Below are 14,221 nucleotides of genomic sequence, written 5' to 3'. Positions count from 1 at the left end.
CCGCTAACGCCTCTGCGCGGTTTCAAGTGCAATCAAAATCACCCATTCGACATGAGATAACAAAATGCCATCGGCATAATCGCTACGTGTGAGCGATCATAAAATTCTTCTTCTTCCAACCTCAGCCAATCCCGAAGACGATCACCCGAGGGATCGGTGAATGGCCTTCCGGACGCATGTACCCGCGCGCCGGGCGCCTGCCCGGCGATCAGAATACGCGCGCCTGGCCGAAACCAGACAACCGGCCGTGGCTCGTGCGCGGTTATGGTCTGCGCAAACCTGTCTGCGCACAGGCGACACTCTTTGATCTCCTTGGTGAGTGACCTCATCCGGTCGTGAGGCTCCTGCAATTAATATCGGATGAAGATAGGCGTGATCAGTCGGCGTGCCAACAAAACCCGCTTTGGCAACACTTCGATGTCATGACGCCGGATGCACATTGATCATTTGTTTCATATTTCGACATAATGTGGCCAACATGGATCGGTAGCACTCCGGTCTTCGAACCGACCAAACCCGAGCGATCTAAAGGCCGCGTATGCTGGAATTCGAAAATGTCAGCAAGTCTTTCTGGACCGGAACACGCCGCAAGGTGATTCTGGACCGGGTGTCGTTTCGGGTTGAACTTGGCACGTCTCTTGGGGTGCTGGCCCCAAACGGGACGGGCAAGACCACGTTGATCAACATGATGGCCGGGCTGGAGAAACCCGACGAAGGCGTGATCCGGCGCGACTGCCGTATCTCATTCCCCATGGGGTTTACCGGCGGCGTGGCGAAACGCCTGTCAGCGCTCGAGAACGCACGGTATATTGCCAAGATCTACGGCATGGACCCCGACTATGTCGAAGCCTATTGCAAATGGCTTTGCAATCTGGGTGAGTATTTCGATCAACCGCTGGGCACCTATTCGTCCGGGATGCGCGCCCGGTTCACTTTTGCGCTGATGCTGGCCCTGGATTTCGACATGTACCTGATTGACGAGGGGATGCCCTCGACGACCGATGTGGAATTCAACAAGAAAGCAGGCGATATCCTGAAAGAGAAGTTGCGGACCACGACATTGGTCATCGTATCGCACAACCCCTCGCTTCTTGAGAAATTCGCGCGGCAGGCCGCTGTTCTGGTGGACGGGCAGATTCATATGTTTGAAACCTTGGAAGAGGCAAAGCAACTCTATGACTACCAAACCCAAGGCTAGGAAATATAACCCCGACCGCGCGACGCGCGGCGCTGGCACGGCCGAGGCGCGCTCGGACGCGATCTCCCGTATTCGCAAGGCGACTCAAAGCCCGAACACCGATGGCGACGCCCAGCAGCCGGGGACCGAACTGGACGCAATCAAACGCGAAGGACTGACGGGGCGTCAACTGCGTGTTGCGCGGCGGCTTGCGCATAAGAACGGACTGGCGGCAACCTCGGATTACGATGCGGTCCGGCTGTTACGCCAAAAGGGGATTGATCCGTTTCAGCGCACGAACCTGCTTGATCTGGCAGCGTCAGATCAAAGCAAATCGACCGGCGATGACCCGGCCCAGGACAACATAAAGATCCACCTGCCCCAGACGGCCAAAGAGTCTCAGAAAAACCTGCCCGGCCCGGAACTCAGCCCGGCGCAACGCCGCGAATACGAGATCGGGCAAATCCAGAAAGACATCGCGAAACGCCGCCGCCGCAAGCTTGCAGCGCTATTCGCTCGGTTGGCTGCCTTTGTGATCCTGCCCACATTTATTGTGGGTTACTATTTCTATCGCGTGGCAACACCGATGTATGCCAGCGATTCCGTGTTTTCGATTTTGCAAGCCGATGGCGGCGGCGCCTCTTTTGGCGGCTTCCTCGCAGGCACACAGTTTGCCACCGCGCAGGATTCAGTCGCCACTCAGGAATTTCTGGAATCCAAGGACGCGCTGGAACGGCTCGAACGGGATGTCGGATTTGCCGAGTTCTTCCAACAAGACTGGATTGACCCGATCCAGCGCCTGCCAGCCGACGCAACGCTTGAGGAGACCTACAAGCTATACAAACGCATGATCACGATCGGTTATGACCCCAGCGATGGCGTTATTCGGATGGAGGTCGCGGCCCCAACTTCTGAAATATCCGTCGATTGGTCCAAGCGGCTTATCTCTTACGCTGAGGAGCGCATTAATGGTCTGACCGAATTGAAGCGTGAGGATCAGATGCGCGACGCCTTGGCGAGCTTTGAGTCCGCACAAGAGGCGCGCAGACAAGCGCAGGAAGACCTGATTGATTTGCAACTACAAGGGGCCATACTGGACCCGCAAAGCGTCATCGCCAGCCTGCGCGGACGGATCGATCAGTTCGAGATCGAGCTACAGGATAAGGAACTTCAACTGGCCGCCCTACTCGACAATGCACGCCCCAACAAAGCCAAGGTGGATGGCACGCGCGCCGACATAGAACGGCTGCAGGCGGTTCTGGATGAGTTGAATGCCGAGATGCTTGACGCCTCGGCTGGCGAAAATTCGCTGGCGCGTTTGAGCGTGCGTATCCAGATGGCACAGGCCGATCTGGCAGCCCGGGACATGATGCTGCAAACGGCAATGCAGCAAATGGAATCCACGCGGACCGAGGCCAACCGGAAGGTGCGGTATCTCACCGTATCCGTGAACCCCGTGGCCAGCCAGGAACCCAGCTATCCGCGCAAGTTCGAAAATACGATTTTGGCTTTCCTGTTGTTTGCTGGTATCTACCTGATGATCTCGCTTACCGCGTCGGTCCTTCGTGAACAGGTATCCTCGTAAGACTCATGAAACATGTAAAAATCGCCGACCTGACGGTTGGCAACGACCTTCCGCTGACCATTATCGCCGGCCCTTGCCAGCTTGAGACTGCCGATCATGCCCAGATGATCGCCGGCACCATGAAAGAGGTGTGCGACGCCGCAGGCGCTCAGTATGTCTTCAAGGCATCCTATGACAAAGCGAATCGGACCTCGCTGTCCGGCAAACGCGGCATGGGAATTGATGCCGGATTGAAAGTGCTGGACGATATCCGCAAGACCATGGGTATCCCGGTCCTGACCGACGTTCACACCGAAGCCCAGTGCGCAATTGCAGCCGAGGCCGTTGACGTCCTGCAAATCCCTGCCTTCCTGTGCCGCCAGACAGACATGCTGCTGGCGGCGGGCAATTCGGGTGCGGTGATCAACGTCAAGAAAGGCCAGTTTCTGGCCCCTTGGGAAATGCCCAATATCGTCGCCAAGATCGAAAGCACAGGCAACCAGAACATCCTGCTGACCGAGCGCGGGACCTCTTTTGGTTACAACACGCTGGTCGCGGACATGCGCTCACTGCCTCAAATGGCAAAAACCGGATATCCGGTAGTGATGGATGCGACCCATTCGGTGCAACAACCCGGTGGGCATGGTGGCTCCTCCGGTGGGCAGCGTGAATTCGCGCCCGTAATGGCTCGTGCGGCTGTGGCCGTGGGTTCGGCGGCAGTCTTCATGGAAACGCACCAAGATCCAGATAATGCGCCGTGTGATGGACCGAACATGATCTATCTCGACCAGATGGGCCATCTCGTCGACACATTGATGCGCTTTGATGCGCTGGCGAAAGAAAACCCGATTCAGATTTAACGATTGAGATTTGTAATGACCAAACCCCTTCCCGAGGTGACGCCAAACACCTGGAGCTTTCTGCGCGATCCAATGATCAAGCCAACCGGCTTTCGCGAATATGACGCGCGCTGGAAATACCCTGATGAAATCAATCTGCCCGGAATGACCGCTCTGGGCCTGGGGTTGGGCACTCAGATGCACAAACGCGGAATCGCGCCGGTTATTGCGGTGGGCAATGACTATCGCGACTATTCTCTGTCGATCAAAAATGCGCTGATTGTCGGGCTTATGCAGGCCGGCATTCAGGTCAAGGACATCGGCCCGGCGCTCAGCCCGATGGCATATTTCGCGCAGTTTCATCTGGACGTGCCAGCGGTGGCCATGGTCACGGCCAGCCACAATCCAAACGGCTGGACCGGCGTAAAAATGGGCTTTGATCGCCCACTGACCCACGGTCCCGACGAGATGTCCGAACTGCGCGACATCGTTCTGAATGGCGAAGGTGTCGCACGTCCGGGCGGGTCGTATGAATTCGTTGACGGCGTGAAAGAGGCCTATATCGACGATCTGGTCGGTGACTTCAAAATGTCCCGTCCTCTGAAAGTGGTCTGCGCCACCGGCAATGGCACCGCCGCCGCGTTTGCGCCCGAGATTTTCGAACGGATCGGCGTGGAGGTTGTGCCCAGTCACACCCGGCTGGACTACACCTTCCCAAATTACAACCCGAACCCTGAAGCCATGGAAATGCTGCATGACATGGCAGATACGGTCAAAGCCAGCGGCGCTGATCTGGCGCTGGGATTTGACGGGGATGGCGATCGATGCGGTGTCGTGGATGATGAGGGGGAAGAGATTTTCGCCGATAAGGTTGGCGTCATCATGGCACGTGATCTGGCCAAACTGTATCCGGGATCGACCTTTGTTGCGGACGTAAAGTCCACCGGCCTGTTTGCAAGCGATCCCGAATTGCAGGAGCATGGCGTCAAGGCGGATTATTGGAAAACCGGCCACAGCCATATGAAGCGCCGGGTCAAGGAGATTGGCGCACTGGCCGGGTTCGAGAAATCGGGCCACTATTTCCTGGCGGAACCGGTCGGGCGCGGATATGACTGCGGTATGCGTGTGGCGGTGGAAATCTGCAAGCTGATGGACCGCAACCCGGACCAAAGCATGTCGGATCTGCGCAAGGCCCTGCCCAAGACATGGTCCACACCCACGATGTCACCCTACGCCGCCGATACCGAAAAGTACGATATTCTCCAGCGGCTGGTCGATAAGCTGGTCGCAAAGGCCAACGCAGGTGAGAGCTTTGCGGGCCGCACGATCAAAGAGGTCGTGACGGTCAATGGCGCACGGGTCATACTGGATAACGGCAGTTGGGGACTGGTGCGGGCCTCGTCCAACACACCTAATCTTGTCGTGGTCTGCGAAAGCAGCGAAAGCGAGGATGAGATGCGCGCAATCTTTGCCGATATCGACGCCGTGATTCGAACAGAACCCGGCGTGGGCGACTACGATCAGACCATCTGATCAACAAGTCAAAGAAGGGCACCCGGTGGGGCGCCCTTCTTTGCGCAGTTTGCTCAATCCCCGCCAAACAGCTTGAGCAGACCTTTCTTGGCCTCTTCCTCAAGTTTGCCCTTCAGCGCGTCTTCGATCTGATCGGTGTCCGTGACAGTGGTATCCAGCTCTTTTCCGACCTTCTCAAGAACCTTCTTCTTTGCGTCACCTTCCAGCTCTTTGACCTTGCCCCCGGCTGCGGCCTCAATGACCTTGGTAAGGTTCGGCTTGATCGACGGATCGCTCCACGGACCCTTGATCCGAACAGGCACCGATATCCCGTGCCCCGAGTTCGCGCGCAGCGCCACCGGCGTGAACAGATAGTCAATATCGCGTGCGCCCAAACCAATCCGACCCGTACCGTCCGCTCGGACATTGTCCAGCTTCATCAACAGATCGTCGTTGTTCAGATCGCCGTCTTTCATCGTGAAACTGGCAGTCAGGCTGTTGAACACAGTCGTGCCCCCCGATCCCTTGCCGCGGCCCATGAGGCGATCCAGATCCAGCCCGGAAATGACCCCCTTCCCGACCTCGATACTCCCTTTGCCGCTGAGCGAGCGCATGATCTGATCTTCGTTCTGGCCAACGCCCAGAAACTCAAGATGGCCTGACCCGGTGCCCGACAGGCGTTTGATATCCGCAAGCGCGACCAGAGCCTCATTAATATCGATATTGTCGGCCGTCAGATTTCCACCGACCGACAGACCATTGCGATTGTTTGCAACCACCTGGCCGTTCAGGTGTCCTGAGAACAACGAAGCCGGATGCATCTCCAGAACCGCCCGCGAGCGATCAAGGCTAAGCGTCAGGTCGCTTTTACCAAACACCATACCCGGAACCGCAATCGAATTGGCCTGCAAGCGGATTTTACCGTTTGCAAGCGCCAGAAATGACGCATCAATCGGGGTTTTTGACCACCCCTCTGTTTCCGAACCGCCACCAGAAGTGCCTTCTCCACCCACTTTGGACAAGTCGAGATCGCCTGCATTCAGACGCGCGGTGACGTTTGGCGGGGCCGAAATCTGAATATCCGCTTCCCCTTCAATCCGGTTCTGGTCCAGTACCGCGGTCATATTCCGTAATGAGATCCGGCCGTCGCGCGTATAGGTCATCTGCCCGGACACAGTCGCCACCTGCCCCAGCCCCTCGGGTACAGTCACACCACCCTGACCGAACGCAACCAGCATCCTGTGCGTGTCCTTTGCGGTGACCGTGGTTTTGCCATCCATTTCTCCAGCCAGATTCACCCGACCGGAAAATTGAATGTTCCCGCCGGGTGCCGACAGGCTCAGGTGCAGAGGTGTGACAACACCGCTGGAAAAGGCAGGTAGCTCGGGGATGGTGAGGTCCACCTCAACGGTACCTCCGGGCACGACCATGCTGGCCTGCATTTCCATCGGCGCGGTCACATCCGGCCATCGCGCCGAAAGATCGACATTGGCAAAGTCCATGCTGACCGCGCCATTCTCAAGGTAGATCAGCCGGGCATCGGTCAACTCCAGCCGCTCCAACGTAACCGGCCGGCTTTCGACCGATTGCGCCGAGGTGCCGGTGGCCGCCGAGTTGCCGGGTTGGTGCAGTTCCCAATTGCCGCGCCCATCCGCGCGCTCAAGGCGCAGAACCGGGCTGTCGGCCAGCACCCTCGTGATCCGGATATCCCCGGACAACAGCGCCGAGGCATCGACTCCCACAGCCAGACTTTGAGCGCTGAGCATCGGCTCGGGTCCGGCCCAGGGCGCATTGCCAAATTTCACAGGCCCGGTTTCCATTCCCAAAACCGGCCAGAACGACAGATTGACGTCACCGGACAGTTCAAGATCGCGACCGGTTTGCGCCTTGACCTGCTCGGCAAGTATCGTTGCCAGCTTGTCACCCGGCATCAGCAATAAGGCCCCGATCACCAACCCGAACGCGGCGACGAGAATGAACAGGATGCGAAATAGCCATTTCATGATACGACTGCGCCTTTCCGGCTTATCTGCTCTGTTTCAAGTCAGCCCTGTGCGGGCAAAATTTGCAAGGGGAAGCTTTCCCCTCTATATGCCCGGCCATGAGCACGAACCCACCAAACCTCCGCCCGGATCTGGCCCCCTCGGCACAGATCACCGAGACGCCCCGCCGCGACCAGCCCACCCTTGGAATGGTGTCGCTGGGCTGTCCCAAAGCACTGGTTGACAGCGAGCGTATTCTGACGCGGTTGCGCGCCGAAGGCTACGGTATATCGCCGGATTATGCGGGCGCGGATGCCGTAATCGTGAACACCTGCGGGTTTCTGGACAGTGCCAAGGCCGAGTCTCTGGATGCGATCGGTGAGGCATTGGTCGAGAACGGAAAGGTCATCGTGACGGGCTGTCTGGGGGCTGAGCCGGATTATATCCGAGAACATCACCCACGTATTCTGGCGGTTACCGGACCGCATCAGTATGAACAGGTTCTGGACGCGGTCCACAGCGCCGTGCCGCCCGACCCGGACCCGTTTGTCGATCTTCTGCCCGCCTCTGGCGTGAAACTGACACCGCGACACTACAGCTATCTCAAGATTTCCGAGGGCTGTAACCACAAGTGCAGGTTTTGCATCATCCCCGATATGCGCGGGAAGCTGGCCAGCCGTCCGGCCCATGCGGTGCTGCGCGAGGCCGAAAAGCTGGTCGACAGCGGCGTACGCGAATTGCTGGTGATTTCGCAGGACACCTCGGCCTATGGGCTGGATCGCAAATACGACATGAACCCTTGGAAAAATCGCGAGGTACGCAGCCACATCACCGATCTGGCGCGCGAATTGGGCCAGTTCGATGCCTGGGTGCGGCTCCACTATGTCTACCCCTACCCTCATGTGCGTGACCTGATCCCGCTGATGGCGGATGCCGGTTGCAATGTACTGCCGTATCTCGACATACCGTTCCAGCACGCGCACCCGGATGTATTGAAGCGCATGGCCCGCCCTGCAGCGGGTGCAAAAACTCTGGATGAGATCGCCGCCTGGCGCGCAACCTGCCCGGATATCACCCTGCGCTCGACCTTCATTGTCGGCTATCCCGGGGAAACCGAAGCCGAATTCCAGACCCTCCTGGACTGGATGGACGAGGCGCAATTGGATCGCGTCGGCTGTTTTCAGTACGAGAATGTCGATGGCGCCCGCTCAAACGATCTGCCGGATCACGTTCCGGCCGACGTCAAACAAGATCGGTGGGAGCGGTTCATGGAGAAAGCTCAGGCCATTTCCGAGGCCAAGCTGGCCGCGAAGGTCGGCCAAACCCTTGAGGTCATCGTGGACGAGGTCGATGACGAGGCTGCCACCTGCCGCACAAAATCCGATGCACCAGAAATCGACGGAAACCTGTTTATCGACGAAGGGTTCGAGGGCTTGAAAGCCGGGGATATCGTCACGGTCGAGGTAGACGAGGCCGGTGAATACGATTTGTGGGGACGTTTGCGCCCATCAGTCTGAGAGGTTGACCGGCAGGCTCAGAGCAGGCCAACCAATACCACGATCCACGCCACAGCCCCTGCGAAGGCGGATAAAGCCACCGCCGCACTTGCAGCATCCTTGGCCTGTCCGGCCAGGACATGATGATCCGTTGACGTGTGATCGACCGCGCGTTCGATGGCCGTGTTGAACAGCTCGGCCACCAGCACCAATATCCCCAACGCAAGGATCAACGCTCTCTCTGCGGTGCCGAGTGGCAGCACAAAGGCCAAGACAGCCGAAACCAAGTTGGTCCAGACCCATGCACGAAACGAGTATTCCTCGTGCCAGGTGGCGGACAGGCCCTGCCAGCTCCAGCGAGTGCGATCCTTCAGATGGTCAAAGAGTTTGCGCATAGGGTCTTCCGATCAGCCTTTCTGGAAGATGACGTTCGCGACCTGCGGCAGAAAGGCAAGAAAAAACCGCCTCATGGGCGGTGATCGTTGGCTGGAATGTGCAGGCGGCCCCACAAAAAGACCGCCTGCTGAATGCTTATTGGGTGACCGGGTTACATACGGTCTGGCCTGCTTCGGTAGTGGCCAGTTCATAGCCTGCCGAGCAGCTGGGCGTACCATACTTGTCATAGTCGGGCTGGATGTAGACCGGGGTCGGTTCCTCTTGCTGCGAACACGCAGTCAGTACAACGGCCGTGGCGCAGATAGCAGCAAATTTCAGTTTCATGTCCATCTATCCTCTATTACTTTTCTGATATTGCCCAGTTTTTCGGGGCCGGTATCAGAATAGGACCAAGAATTTCATATGGCAACCGAATCGATAACGTTATTGTGAAATAAGGCGAATCCATGCTGGCGAACGGGTTATCATGTGCAGTCTGTCCTTTTTGACAAGGCGCGCTAAACTCTGTCTTCGACATCAGCCAAAGACGGAGTAGCCCCATGTCAGACGCCCCGATCATCGCCCAGAAAGCGCCATATCCGGTCGAAGTGACCGAGGGAAAAACCTATTTCTGGTGTGCCTGTGGCAGGTCGCAGCGGCAGCCCTTCTGTGACGGCTCGCACAAGGGAACTGCGTTTGAACCGGTAAAGTATACCGCCGAGGCCAGCAAAAAAGTGTTCTTCTGTGGGTGCAAACACAGCGCCAAACCGCCCCTGTGCGATGGAACACACGCCAAACTCTGACATCAGGTGAGTTTGTTCAGATCCTCGGCGTTGGCGCAGAACTCGGGCGCTGTCGCAGCACGCGCCTGCTGTGCAGCCAACCAAATCTGGCAGCGTTCGTTGCAGGCAGATCCTCTGCAGCGGGTAACCATCTGCGCATAGTCATGGGGCGTCAGTTTACCCTCGGCCATTGCTTCGGTCAGAGAAAGCCCCATACATCTTGCCACCGAACGTGTCAGCCAGAAGTGTTTCTCGATATCGCCCAACGGTGTCCGGTGCATGTGCTCACTCATGATCGCTGACCCTCAGGGCGGCAAATCGGTGCCGGTTTGGGCAGGTGCAGGGGGCATGTTCAGCTGTTTCGTTCTCGTTCAGCCAGTCCGGACATGCAGGTGCCCACTCGCACCCACGGCAGAGTTGGATCATTTCAGCCCATTCCTGCTGGCTCAGCCGCCCATCGCGATGAGCGGACTTTATGTCGGTCCCGGTAGCCTGCGCCATCCTCAGAACCAGGCGAAGGTGGGTCATGATCTGCCCGAGTCGTGGCACGGCGTCACCCTGATGTTACGGTATAAGCCTGCTCAGCAGTTCGGTGTTGCGACAGTATTCCGGCGCCTTGGACGCCGCCGGATACCGGGCCAGAAACGCCTCGCAATGACCCGGATTGGGACATTCGGCGCAGCGCAAAACAGCGTCCGAAATTTCATCGAACCGTAAAGACCCTTCTATGGCAACTTCTTGCAAATCAACGCCCAGCGTTGTGGCCATCTTATCCACAAGACCGGCGTGACGTCGCAGCGTTTCGCGGTCAGACATGCGGTTTCCTTTTTCTTTCATGCAAGGAAAAAGGTAATCCATAAGCCCGAGGATGCCTTTGACTCAGGTCAATGCCCGGACTCCAGTTGGTCCAGATAGGCCCGAGTAGCATCCTGCACGCGACGAAACCGGTCACCGCCCAGCTTCTTGCCGCCATACCAGCGTGTCACAATAATTACGTGATCTGCCAGCCCGGCCCGCTCCATCATCCGCAGAATGACCATCGCAGCACCGGATTCTCCGTCGTCAGCCTTGAGGGCGCCCGTCGGCAGGGTGGCTGCCCACGTGTTGTGGGTCGCCTTTGCATAGGCCTTGTCGGATTTCAGTTCCGTCAGCACCGCGTCGACATCCGCGCGGCTGGAGACCCGCGCGCCCGTCACTGCATACTTCGATCCTCGGTCGCTGAGCACAACGCCCAATCGGGTCAATTGAATCATTACCGCAATCCCAGCTGGCGCGCCGTTTGCAAAACCACCTCGACCCGTTTGGCATTGGGTGGATGCGTCGCCAGGAAACGATCACCCGGATCGGGGATTCGTTGAAAGAAAACCATTCCAACCAACGGGTCATATCCTGCCGCATGGGTGATTTTTGTTCCCAGCCGATCCGCCTCCAGTTCGAACTCACGCGTGTAGTTCTGTGCGCCAACCTCAGCCCCCAGCGCCTGTGCGCGCTCTATCCCTGCGTCATCCTCGCCCTGCTTGCGGGCGAGTTCACCGAAGATACGAGCGCTCTCCTTTGCGTTCTCGGCCTGACGGGCAATGTGGCCCAGAATGTGGTGGGCGGCTTCGTGCCCCATGACAAAGGCCATCTCATCAGCATTTTGCGTCGAACCGATCATCTGCTGCGTGAAGATGATCAGAGGTTTCCCGTCCTTGTCCAACGTCTGAAACGCATTCGCGGGCGCCTTTGAGGAGAGATCGACCAGAAACACGAAATCACAATTGGCCGATTGCGAGCGACGGCGGCATTCCTGTTCGGCGGCTGCTCCTATCGTGCGGCTGACCTGCTCGAACACGCGTGCCTTTTCCCGCTGACCTGCTGAGTTCGGTTGCCATTGCGAAGCCGGAATCGCGACAACGGACGTGAAATCGCAGGCCGCCAGCAACACGACCAGCAACAGGGCAAGACGGCGCATTCACATTCCTTTCAGTCACTCTGCCGGCAGGCAAGCATAGCGCGGCAAATCTGACTGGGCTACAAGCGAATGCGCCTGCAACGGGTTGCATTGCGATCTCTGGCCCGGCACTCTGCCCACATGTTTTCAATTGAACACGAATTCGACTCGACGGTCATTACGCTGGTGGACGAAGGTGCCAAGCCCTTGCAAGAGGATGTCGTCATCAACAACTTCGCTGAATGCGTCACGCTTGAGCAGTTGGACCCGCGTACAGATCAGATTCAGAAAATCACTTTGTCGCCCGAGCAGGTGCGTGATCTGGCCGCCGCTCTGGACCTTCCGGAAGGTGTTTATCAGATACGCGAAACCGATCAGTCCGGTTCATAGATACTCCCCGGTTACCTTGCGCCGAGCACAGAACTGGCGCACAGAAAATCCGGTTGAATTCGATGTGATTCAAAAGGCAGTTTGCCCTTGAAACGGGGCGACATCTCTCCGACATAGAATCTGTCCATGTGAAGGAAGTTAACATGCCTCTGAAGAACCAAGCCGCGCTGGATTTTTTGCACGCGCGCCGGTCACGTCCGGCCAAAACACTCATGGCACCGGCCCCGACAAAGGACGAACTGACGCCTCTGCTGACCGCCGCCGCTCGTAGCCCTGACCATGGCAAGCTTGAGCCGTGGCGGTTTATTGTAATCGAGCGCGGCGCCATGAAGCGCCTTGCAGATCTGACCGAAACCTGCGGTCAGGCTTTGGGCAAAAGCCCCGAGGATATCGCCAAGGCCCGCAGCCAGTTCGACATGGGCCATCTCGCCGTTGCTGTCATCGAGGTGCAGAAACCTTCTGACAAGATTCCCGCAATCGAACAGACCTACTCGGCGGGTGCTGTCTGTCTGGCATTGCTGAACGCCGCGCTTGCTGCGGGCTGGGGTGCAAATTGGCTCTCTGGGTGGCAATCCCATGACCGCAGTTTTTGCCAGCAGGGGCTTGGCTTGGCCGAGAATGAAAAGATCGCGGGGTTCATCCATATCGCGACCGAGGGCAATGCCCCCCCTGAACGGCCACGTCCCGATGTGGCCGCGCTGACCCAATGGGTTTCGGAATGATCATCATCCAGTCGTTTCTGCAAGCACTGGGCCAGATCGGCGATCCCCGGTTCCGCAAAGTGCTGTTGCTGGGCGTCGGGCTGACCTTCGCGCTTCTGGTCGCGACATACGCTGGCTTTTTGTGGCTGATCAACGCAATGGTCGGAGAACAGGCCACCCTACCGATATTGGGTGAGGTGACCTGGCTGAATGACCTGCTCAGCGTGTCTTCGTTTTTGCTGATGATGGTCTTGTCGGTGTTTCTTATGGTCCCCGTTGCCTCGGCCATCACTTCAATGTTTCTGGATGAGGTCGCGCAGGCGGTTGAAGACAGGCATTACCCCAATCTTCCGCCAGCCAAGCGCGTTCCGTTTGGCGATGCATTGCGGGATACGCTCAGCTTTCTGAGCGTCCTGATCACGGCCAACCTGCTGGCGCTGATCCTTTACGCGTTTTTCCCGGCATTTGCGTTGTTCATTTTCTGGGGCATGAACGGATTTCTTCTGGGGCGAGAATATTTCACGCTGGCAGCCATGCGTCGTTTGGGTCGTGAGGGTGCACGAAAACTACGTGCGAAACACGCCACAACAATCTGGGTCGCAGGCGTTCTTATGGCAGTCCCGCTTTCAGTGCCATTGATCAACTTGCTGATCCCGATCCTCGGCGCCGCGACTTTTACCCATATCTATCACGGATTGTCGGGCAACCGACGCTAAGCTACCCGCGCGGCTCCATTTGGTTCAGCCAATCGAAGTCCCGCACGGTGATCACGCCAGATAGGATAATACCGGCAATGATCACCCACAGCACCACCGATATCCCGGTCGTAATCCACAGCTTCTTCTTCATGTGATGGACTTCCGGAGCACCAGCATGGGTGCCCGGAACGATTTCCCCCAAATCACCTTGCGTTTTGATCCGTACTGGCAGAACCACCAGCAAGGTCAGAAACCAGATGACTGCAAACAAAACGAAAGCGGCGGTGATTGTCATTGGCGTCAGACCTGCTCCAGCTCAACCAGACAGCCGTTGAAATCCTTCGGATGCAGGAACAATACCGGCTTGCCATGCGCGCCAATCTTGGGCTCACCCGAGCCCAGAACACGCGCTCCGGTCTGTTTCAGATGATCACGTGCTGCGATGATATCTTCGACCTCATAGCAGACATGATGAATGCCACCCGACGGGTTCTTTTCCAGAAATCCGTTGATCGGGCTGTTTTCGCCTAACGGGTACAGCAATTCGATCTTGGTGTTGGGGAGTTCAATGAAGACGACAGTAACGCCATGATCGGGCTCATCCTGCGGCGCACCGACTTTGGCGCCAAGCGCGTTGCGATACTGGGCCGATGCGGCCTCGAGGTCGGGAACAGCAATGGCAACGTGGTTCAGGCGACCGATCATGGGAATCTCCTTCATTCTGCGTTGCGGCGGTTATGGGGGCTGCCCGGGCAAAGGGCAAGTGCGCCAA

General features: G+C 57.7%; 19 protein-coding genes and 1 pseudogene. 9 read left to right on the top strand and 11 right to left on the bottom strand.

The genetic code is table 11. The features are described 5' to 3' along the window. Positions 1-56 precede the first annotated feature (56 nt). Positions 57-329, bottom strand: a pseudogene (locus RA27_RS09925) (uracil-DNA glycosylase family protein); the annotation flags it as partial. 209 nt (positions 330-538) lie between these two features. Between RA27_RS09925 and RA27_RS09920 the strand changes: the two are divergent. From RA27_RS09920 to RA27_RS09905, 4 genes are read left to right on the top strand one after another with little or no spacing between them, the layout of a single operon-like run. After that, positions 539-1,198, top strand: coding sequence for an ATP-binding cassette domain-containing protein (locus RA27_RS09920; protein WP_039537877.1), 660 nt, complete (start codon positions 539-541; stop codon positions 1,196-1,198). Beyond that, positions 1,176-2,762 carry a capsule biosynthesis protein gene (locus RA27_RS09915; protein WP_039537874.1) on the top strand — a complete coding sequence of 529 codons (1,587 nt, stop codon included), beginning with the start codon at positions 1,176-1,178 and terminating at the stop codon, positions 2,760-2,762. The genes RA27_RS09920 and RA27_RS09915 overlap by 23 nt, the downstream gene beginning before the upstream one ends. A gap of 5 nt (positions 2,763-2,767) precedes the next feature. Continuing rightward, on the top strand, positions 2,768-3,601 hold the full coding sequence (kdsA, locus tag RA27_RS09910; RefSeq protein WP_039537871.1) for a 3-deoxy-8-phosphooctulonate synthase: 834 nt from the start codon (positions 2,768-2,770) through the stop codon (positions 3,599-3,601). 15 nt (positions 3,602-3,616) lie between these two features. Further along, positions 3,617-5,113, top strand: coding sequence for a phosphomannomutase/phosphoglucomutase (locus tag RA27_RS09905; protein WP_039537869.1), 1,497 nt, complete (start codon positions 3,617-3,619; stop codon positions 5,111-5,113). Positions 5,114-5,166: 53 nt separating this feature from the next. Here RA27_RS09905 and RA27_RS09900 read toward each other — a convergent pair whose 3' ends face one another. Continuing rightward, a complete protein-coding gene (locus tag RA27_RS09900; protein ID WP_039537867.1) occupies positions 5,167-7,095 on the bottom strand; it encodes an AsmA family protein in 1,929 nt (642 codons plus the stop codon). A 98-nt stretch (positions 7,096-7,193) separates the two neighbouring features. Here RA27_RS09900 and rimO point away from each other — a divergent pair, with 98 nt between their 5' ends. Continuing rightward, positions 7,194-8,591 (top strand): 30S ribosomal protein S12 methylthiotransferase RimO, encoded by a 1,398-nt coding sequence (gene rimO / locus RA27_RS09895; RefSeq protein WP_039537864.1) that lies wholly within the window; start codon positions 7,194-7,196, stop codon positions 8,589-8,591. Between the two features lie 17 nt (positions 8,592-8,608). Here the strand turns inward: rimO and RA27_RS09890 are convergent, their stop codons facing one another. Both RA27_RS09890 and RA27_RS09885 read right to left on the bottom strand, forming a co-directional pair. Continuing rightward, positions 8,609-8,965 (bottom strand): diacylglycerol kinase, encoded by a 357-nt coding sequence (locus tag RA27_RS09890; RefSeq protein ID WP_039537861.1) that lies wholly within the window; start codon positions 8,963-8,965, stop codon positions 8,609-8,611. Between the two features lie 136 nt (positions 8,966-9,101). Further along, the gene (locus RA27_RS09885) at positions 9,102-9,290 is read right to left on the bottom strand and encodes a hypothetical protein (protein WP_010441832.1); all 189 of its coding nucleotides are present in this window, start codon (positions 9,288-9,290) and stop codon (positions 9,102-9,104) included. 215 nt (positions 9,291-9,505) lie between these two features. On the opposite strand from RA27_RS09885, the gene RA27_RS09880 reads away from it, so the two are divergent. After that, positions 9,506-9,748, top strand: a complete 243-nt coding sequence (locus tag RA27_RS09880; RefSeq protein ID WP_039537855.1) for a CDGSH iron-sulfur domain-containing protein — start codon at positions 9,506-9,508, stop codon at positions 9,746-9,748. Between the two features lie 2 nt (positions 9,749-9,750). Here the strand turns inward: RA27_RS09880 and RA27_RS09875 are convergent, their stop codons facing one another. The 5 genes from RA27_RS09875 to RA27_RS09860 form a co-directional block, all read right to left on the bottom strand. Beyond that, the gene (locus RA27_RS09875; protein WP_039537852.1) at positions 9,751-10,008 is read right to left on the bottom strand and encodes a DUF6455 family protein; all 258 of its coding nucleotides are present in this window, start codon (positions 10,006-10,008) and stop codon (positions 9,751-9,753) included. A gap of 4 nt (positions 10,009-10,012) precedes the next feature. Beyond that, positions 10,013-10,276, bottom strand: coding sequence for a DUF6455 family protein (locus RA27_RS23665; protein WP_343294157.1), 264 nt, complete (start codon positions 10,274-10,276; stop codon positions 10,013-10,015). A gap of 15 nt (positions 10,277-10,291) precedes the next feature. Then, complete coding sequence (locus RA27_RS09870; protein ID WP_039538190.1) at positions 10,292-10,543, bottom strand: DUF6455 family protein; 252 nt, start codon at positions 10,541-10,543, stop codon at positions 10,292-10,294. Positions 10,544-10,611: 68 nt separating this feature from the next. Beyond that, positions 10,612-10,980 carry a YigZ family protein gene (locus tag RA27_RS09865; protein WP_052265246.1) on the bottom strand — a complete coding sequence of 123 codons (369 nt, stop codon included), beginning with the start codon at positions 10,978-10,980 and terminating at the stop codon, positions 10,612-10,614. Next, positions 10,980-11,681, bottom strand: coding sequence for a M48 family metallopeptidase (locus tag RA27_RS09860; RefSeq protein ID WP_039537849.1), 702 nt, complete (start codon positions 11,679-11,681; stop codon positions 10,980-10,982). Before RA27_RS09860 ends, RA27_RS09865 begins: the two co-directional genes overlap by 1 nt. Positions 11,682-11,801: 120 nt before the next feature. Here RA27_RS09860 and RA27_RS09855 point away from each other — a divergent pair, with 120 nt between their 5' ends. The 3 genes from RA27_RS09855 to RA27_RS09845 all read left to right on the top strand — a co-directional run bounded on the left by RA27_RS09855 (position 11,802) and on the right by RA27_RS09845 (position 13,467). Further along, positions 11,802-12,050, top strand: coding sequence for a hypothetical protein (locus tag RA27_RS09855; RefSeq protein ID WP_039538185.1), 249 nt, complete (start codon positions 11,802-11,804; stop codon positions 12,048-12,050). 143 nt (positions 12,051-12,193) lie between these two features. Then, entirely contained in the window at positions 12,194-12,772 is a 579-nt protein-coding gene (locus tag RA27_RS09850) for a nitroreductase family protein (RefSeq protein ID WP_039537846.1), read from the top strand. Next, positions 12,769-13,467 (top strand): EI24 domain-containing protein, encoded by a 699-nt coding sequence (locus RA27_RS09845; protein WP_193746495.1) that lies wholly within the window; start codon positions 12,769-12,771, stop codon positions 13,465-13,467. Before RA27_RS09850 ends, RA27_RS09845 begins: the two co-directional genes overlap by 4 nt. Position 13,468: 1 nt before the next feature. On the opposite strand, the gene RA27_RS09840 is transcribed toward RA27_RS09845, so the two are convergent. Next, entirely contained in the window at positions 13,469-13,744 is a 276-nt protein-coding gene (locus tag RA27_RS09840; RefSeq protein WP_039537842.1) for a DUF1467 family protein, read from the bottom strand. Between the two features lie 5 nt (positions 13,745-13,749). Beyond that, a complete protein-coding gene (mce, locus tag RA27_RS09835) occupies positions 13,750-14,154 on the bottom strand; it encodes a methylmalonyl-CoA epimerase (RefSeq protein ID WP_039537840.1) in 405 nt (134 codons plus the stop codon). Positions 14,155-14,221 lie beyond the last annotated feature (67 nt).

This window comes from Ruegeria sp. ANG-R (assembly GCF_000813985.1).
Lineage (GTDB): Bacteria > Pseudomonadota > Alphaproteobacteria > Rhodobacterales > Rhodobacteraceae > Ruegeria.
This window is presented reverse-complemented; position numbering and strand designations above follow the sequence as displayed.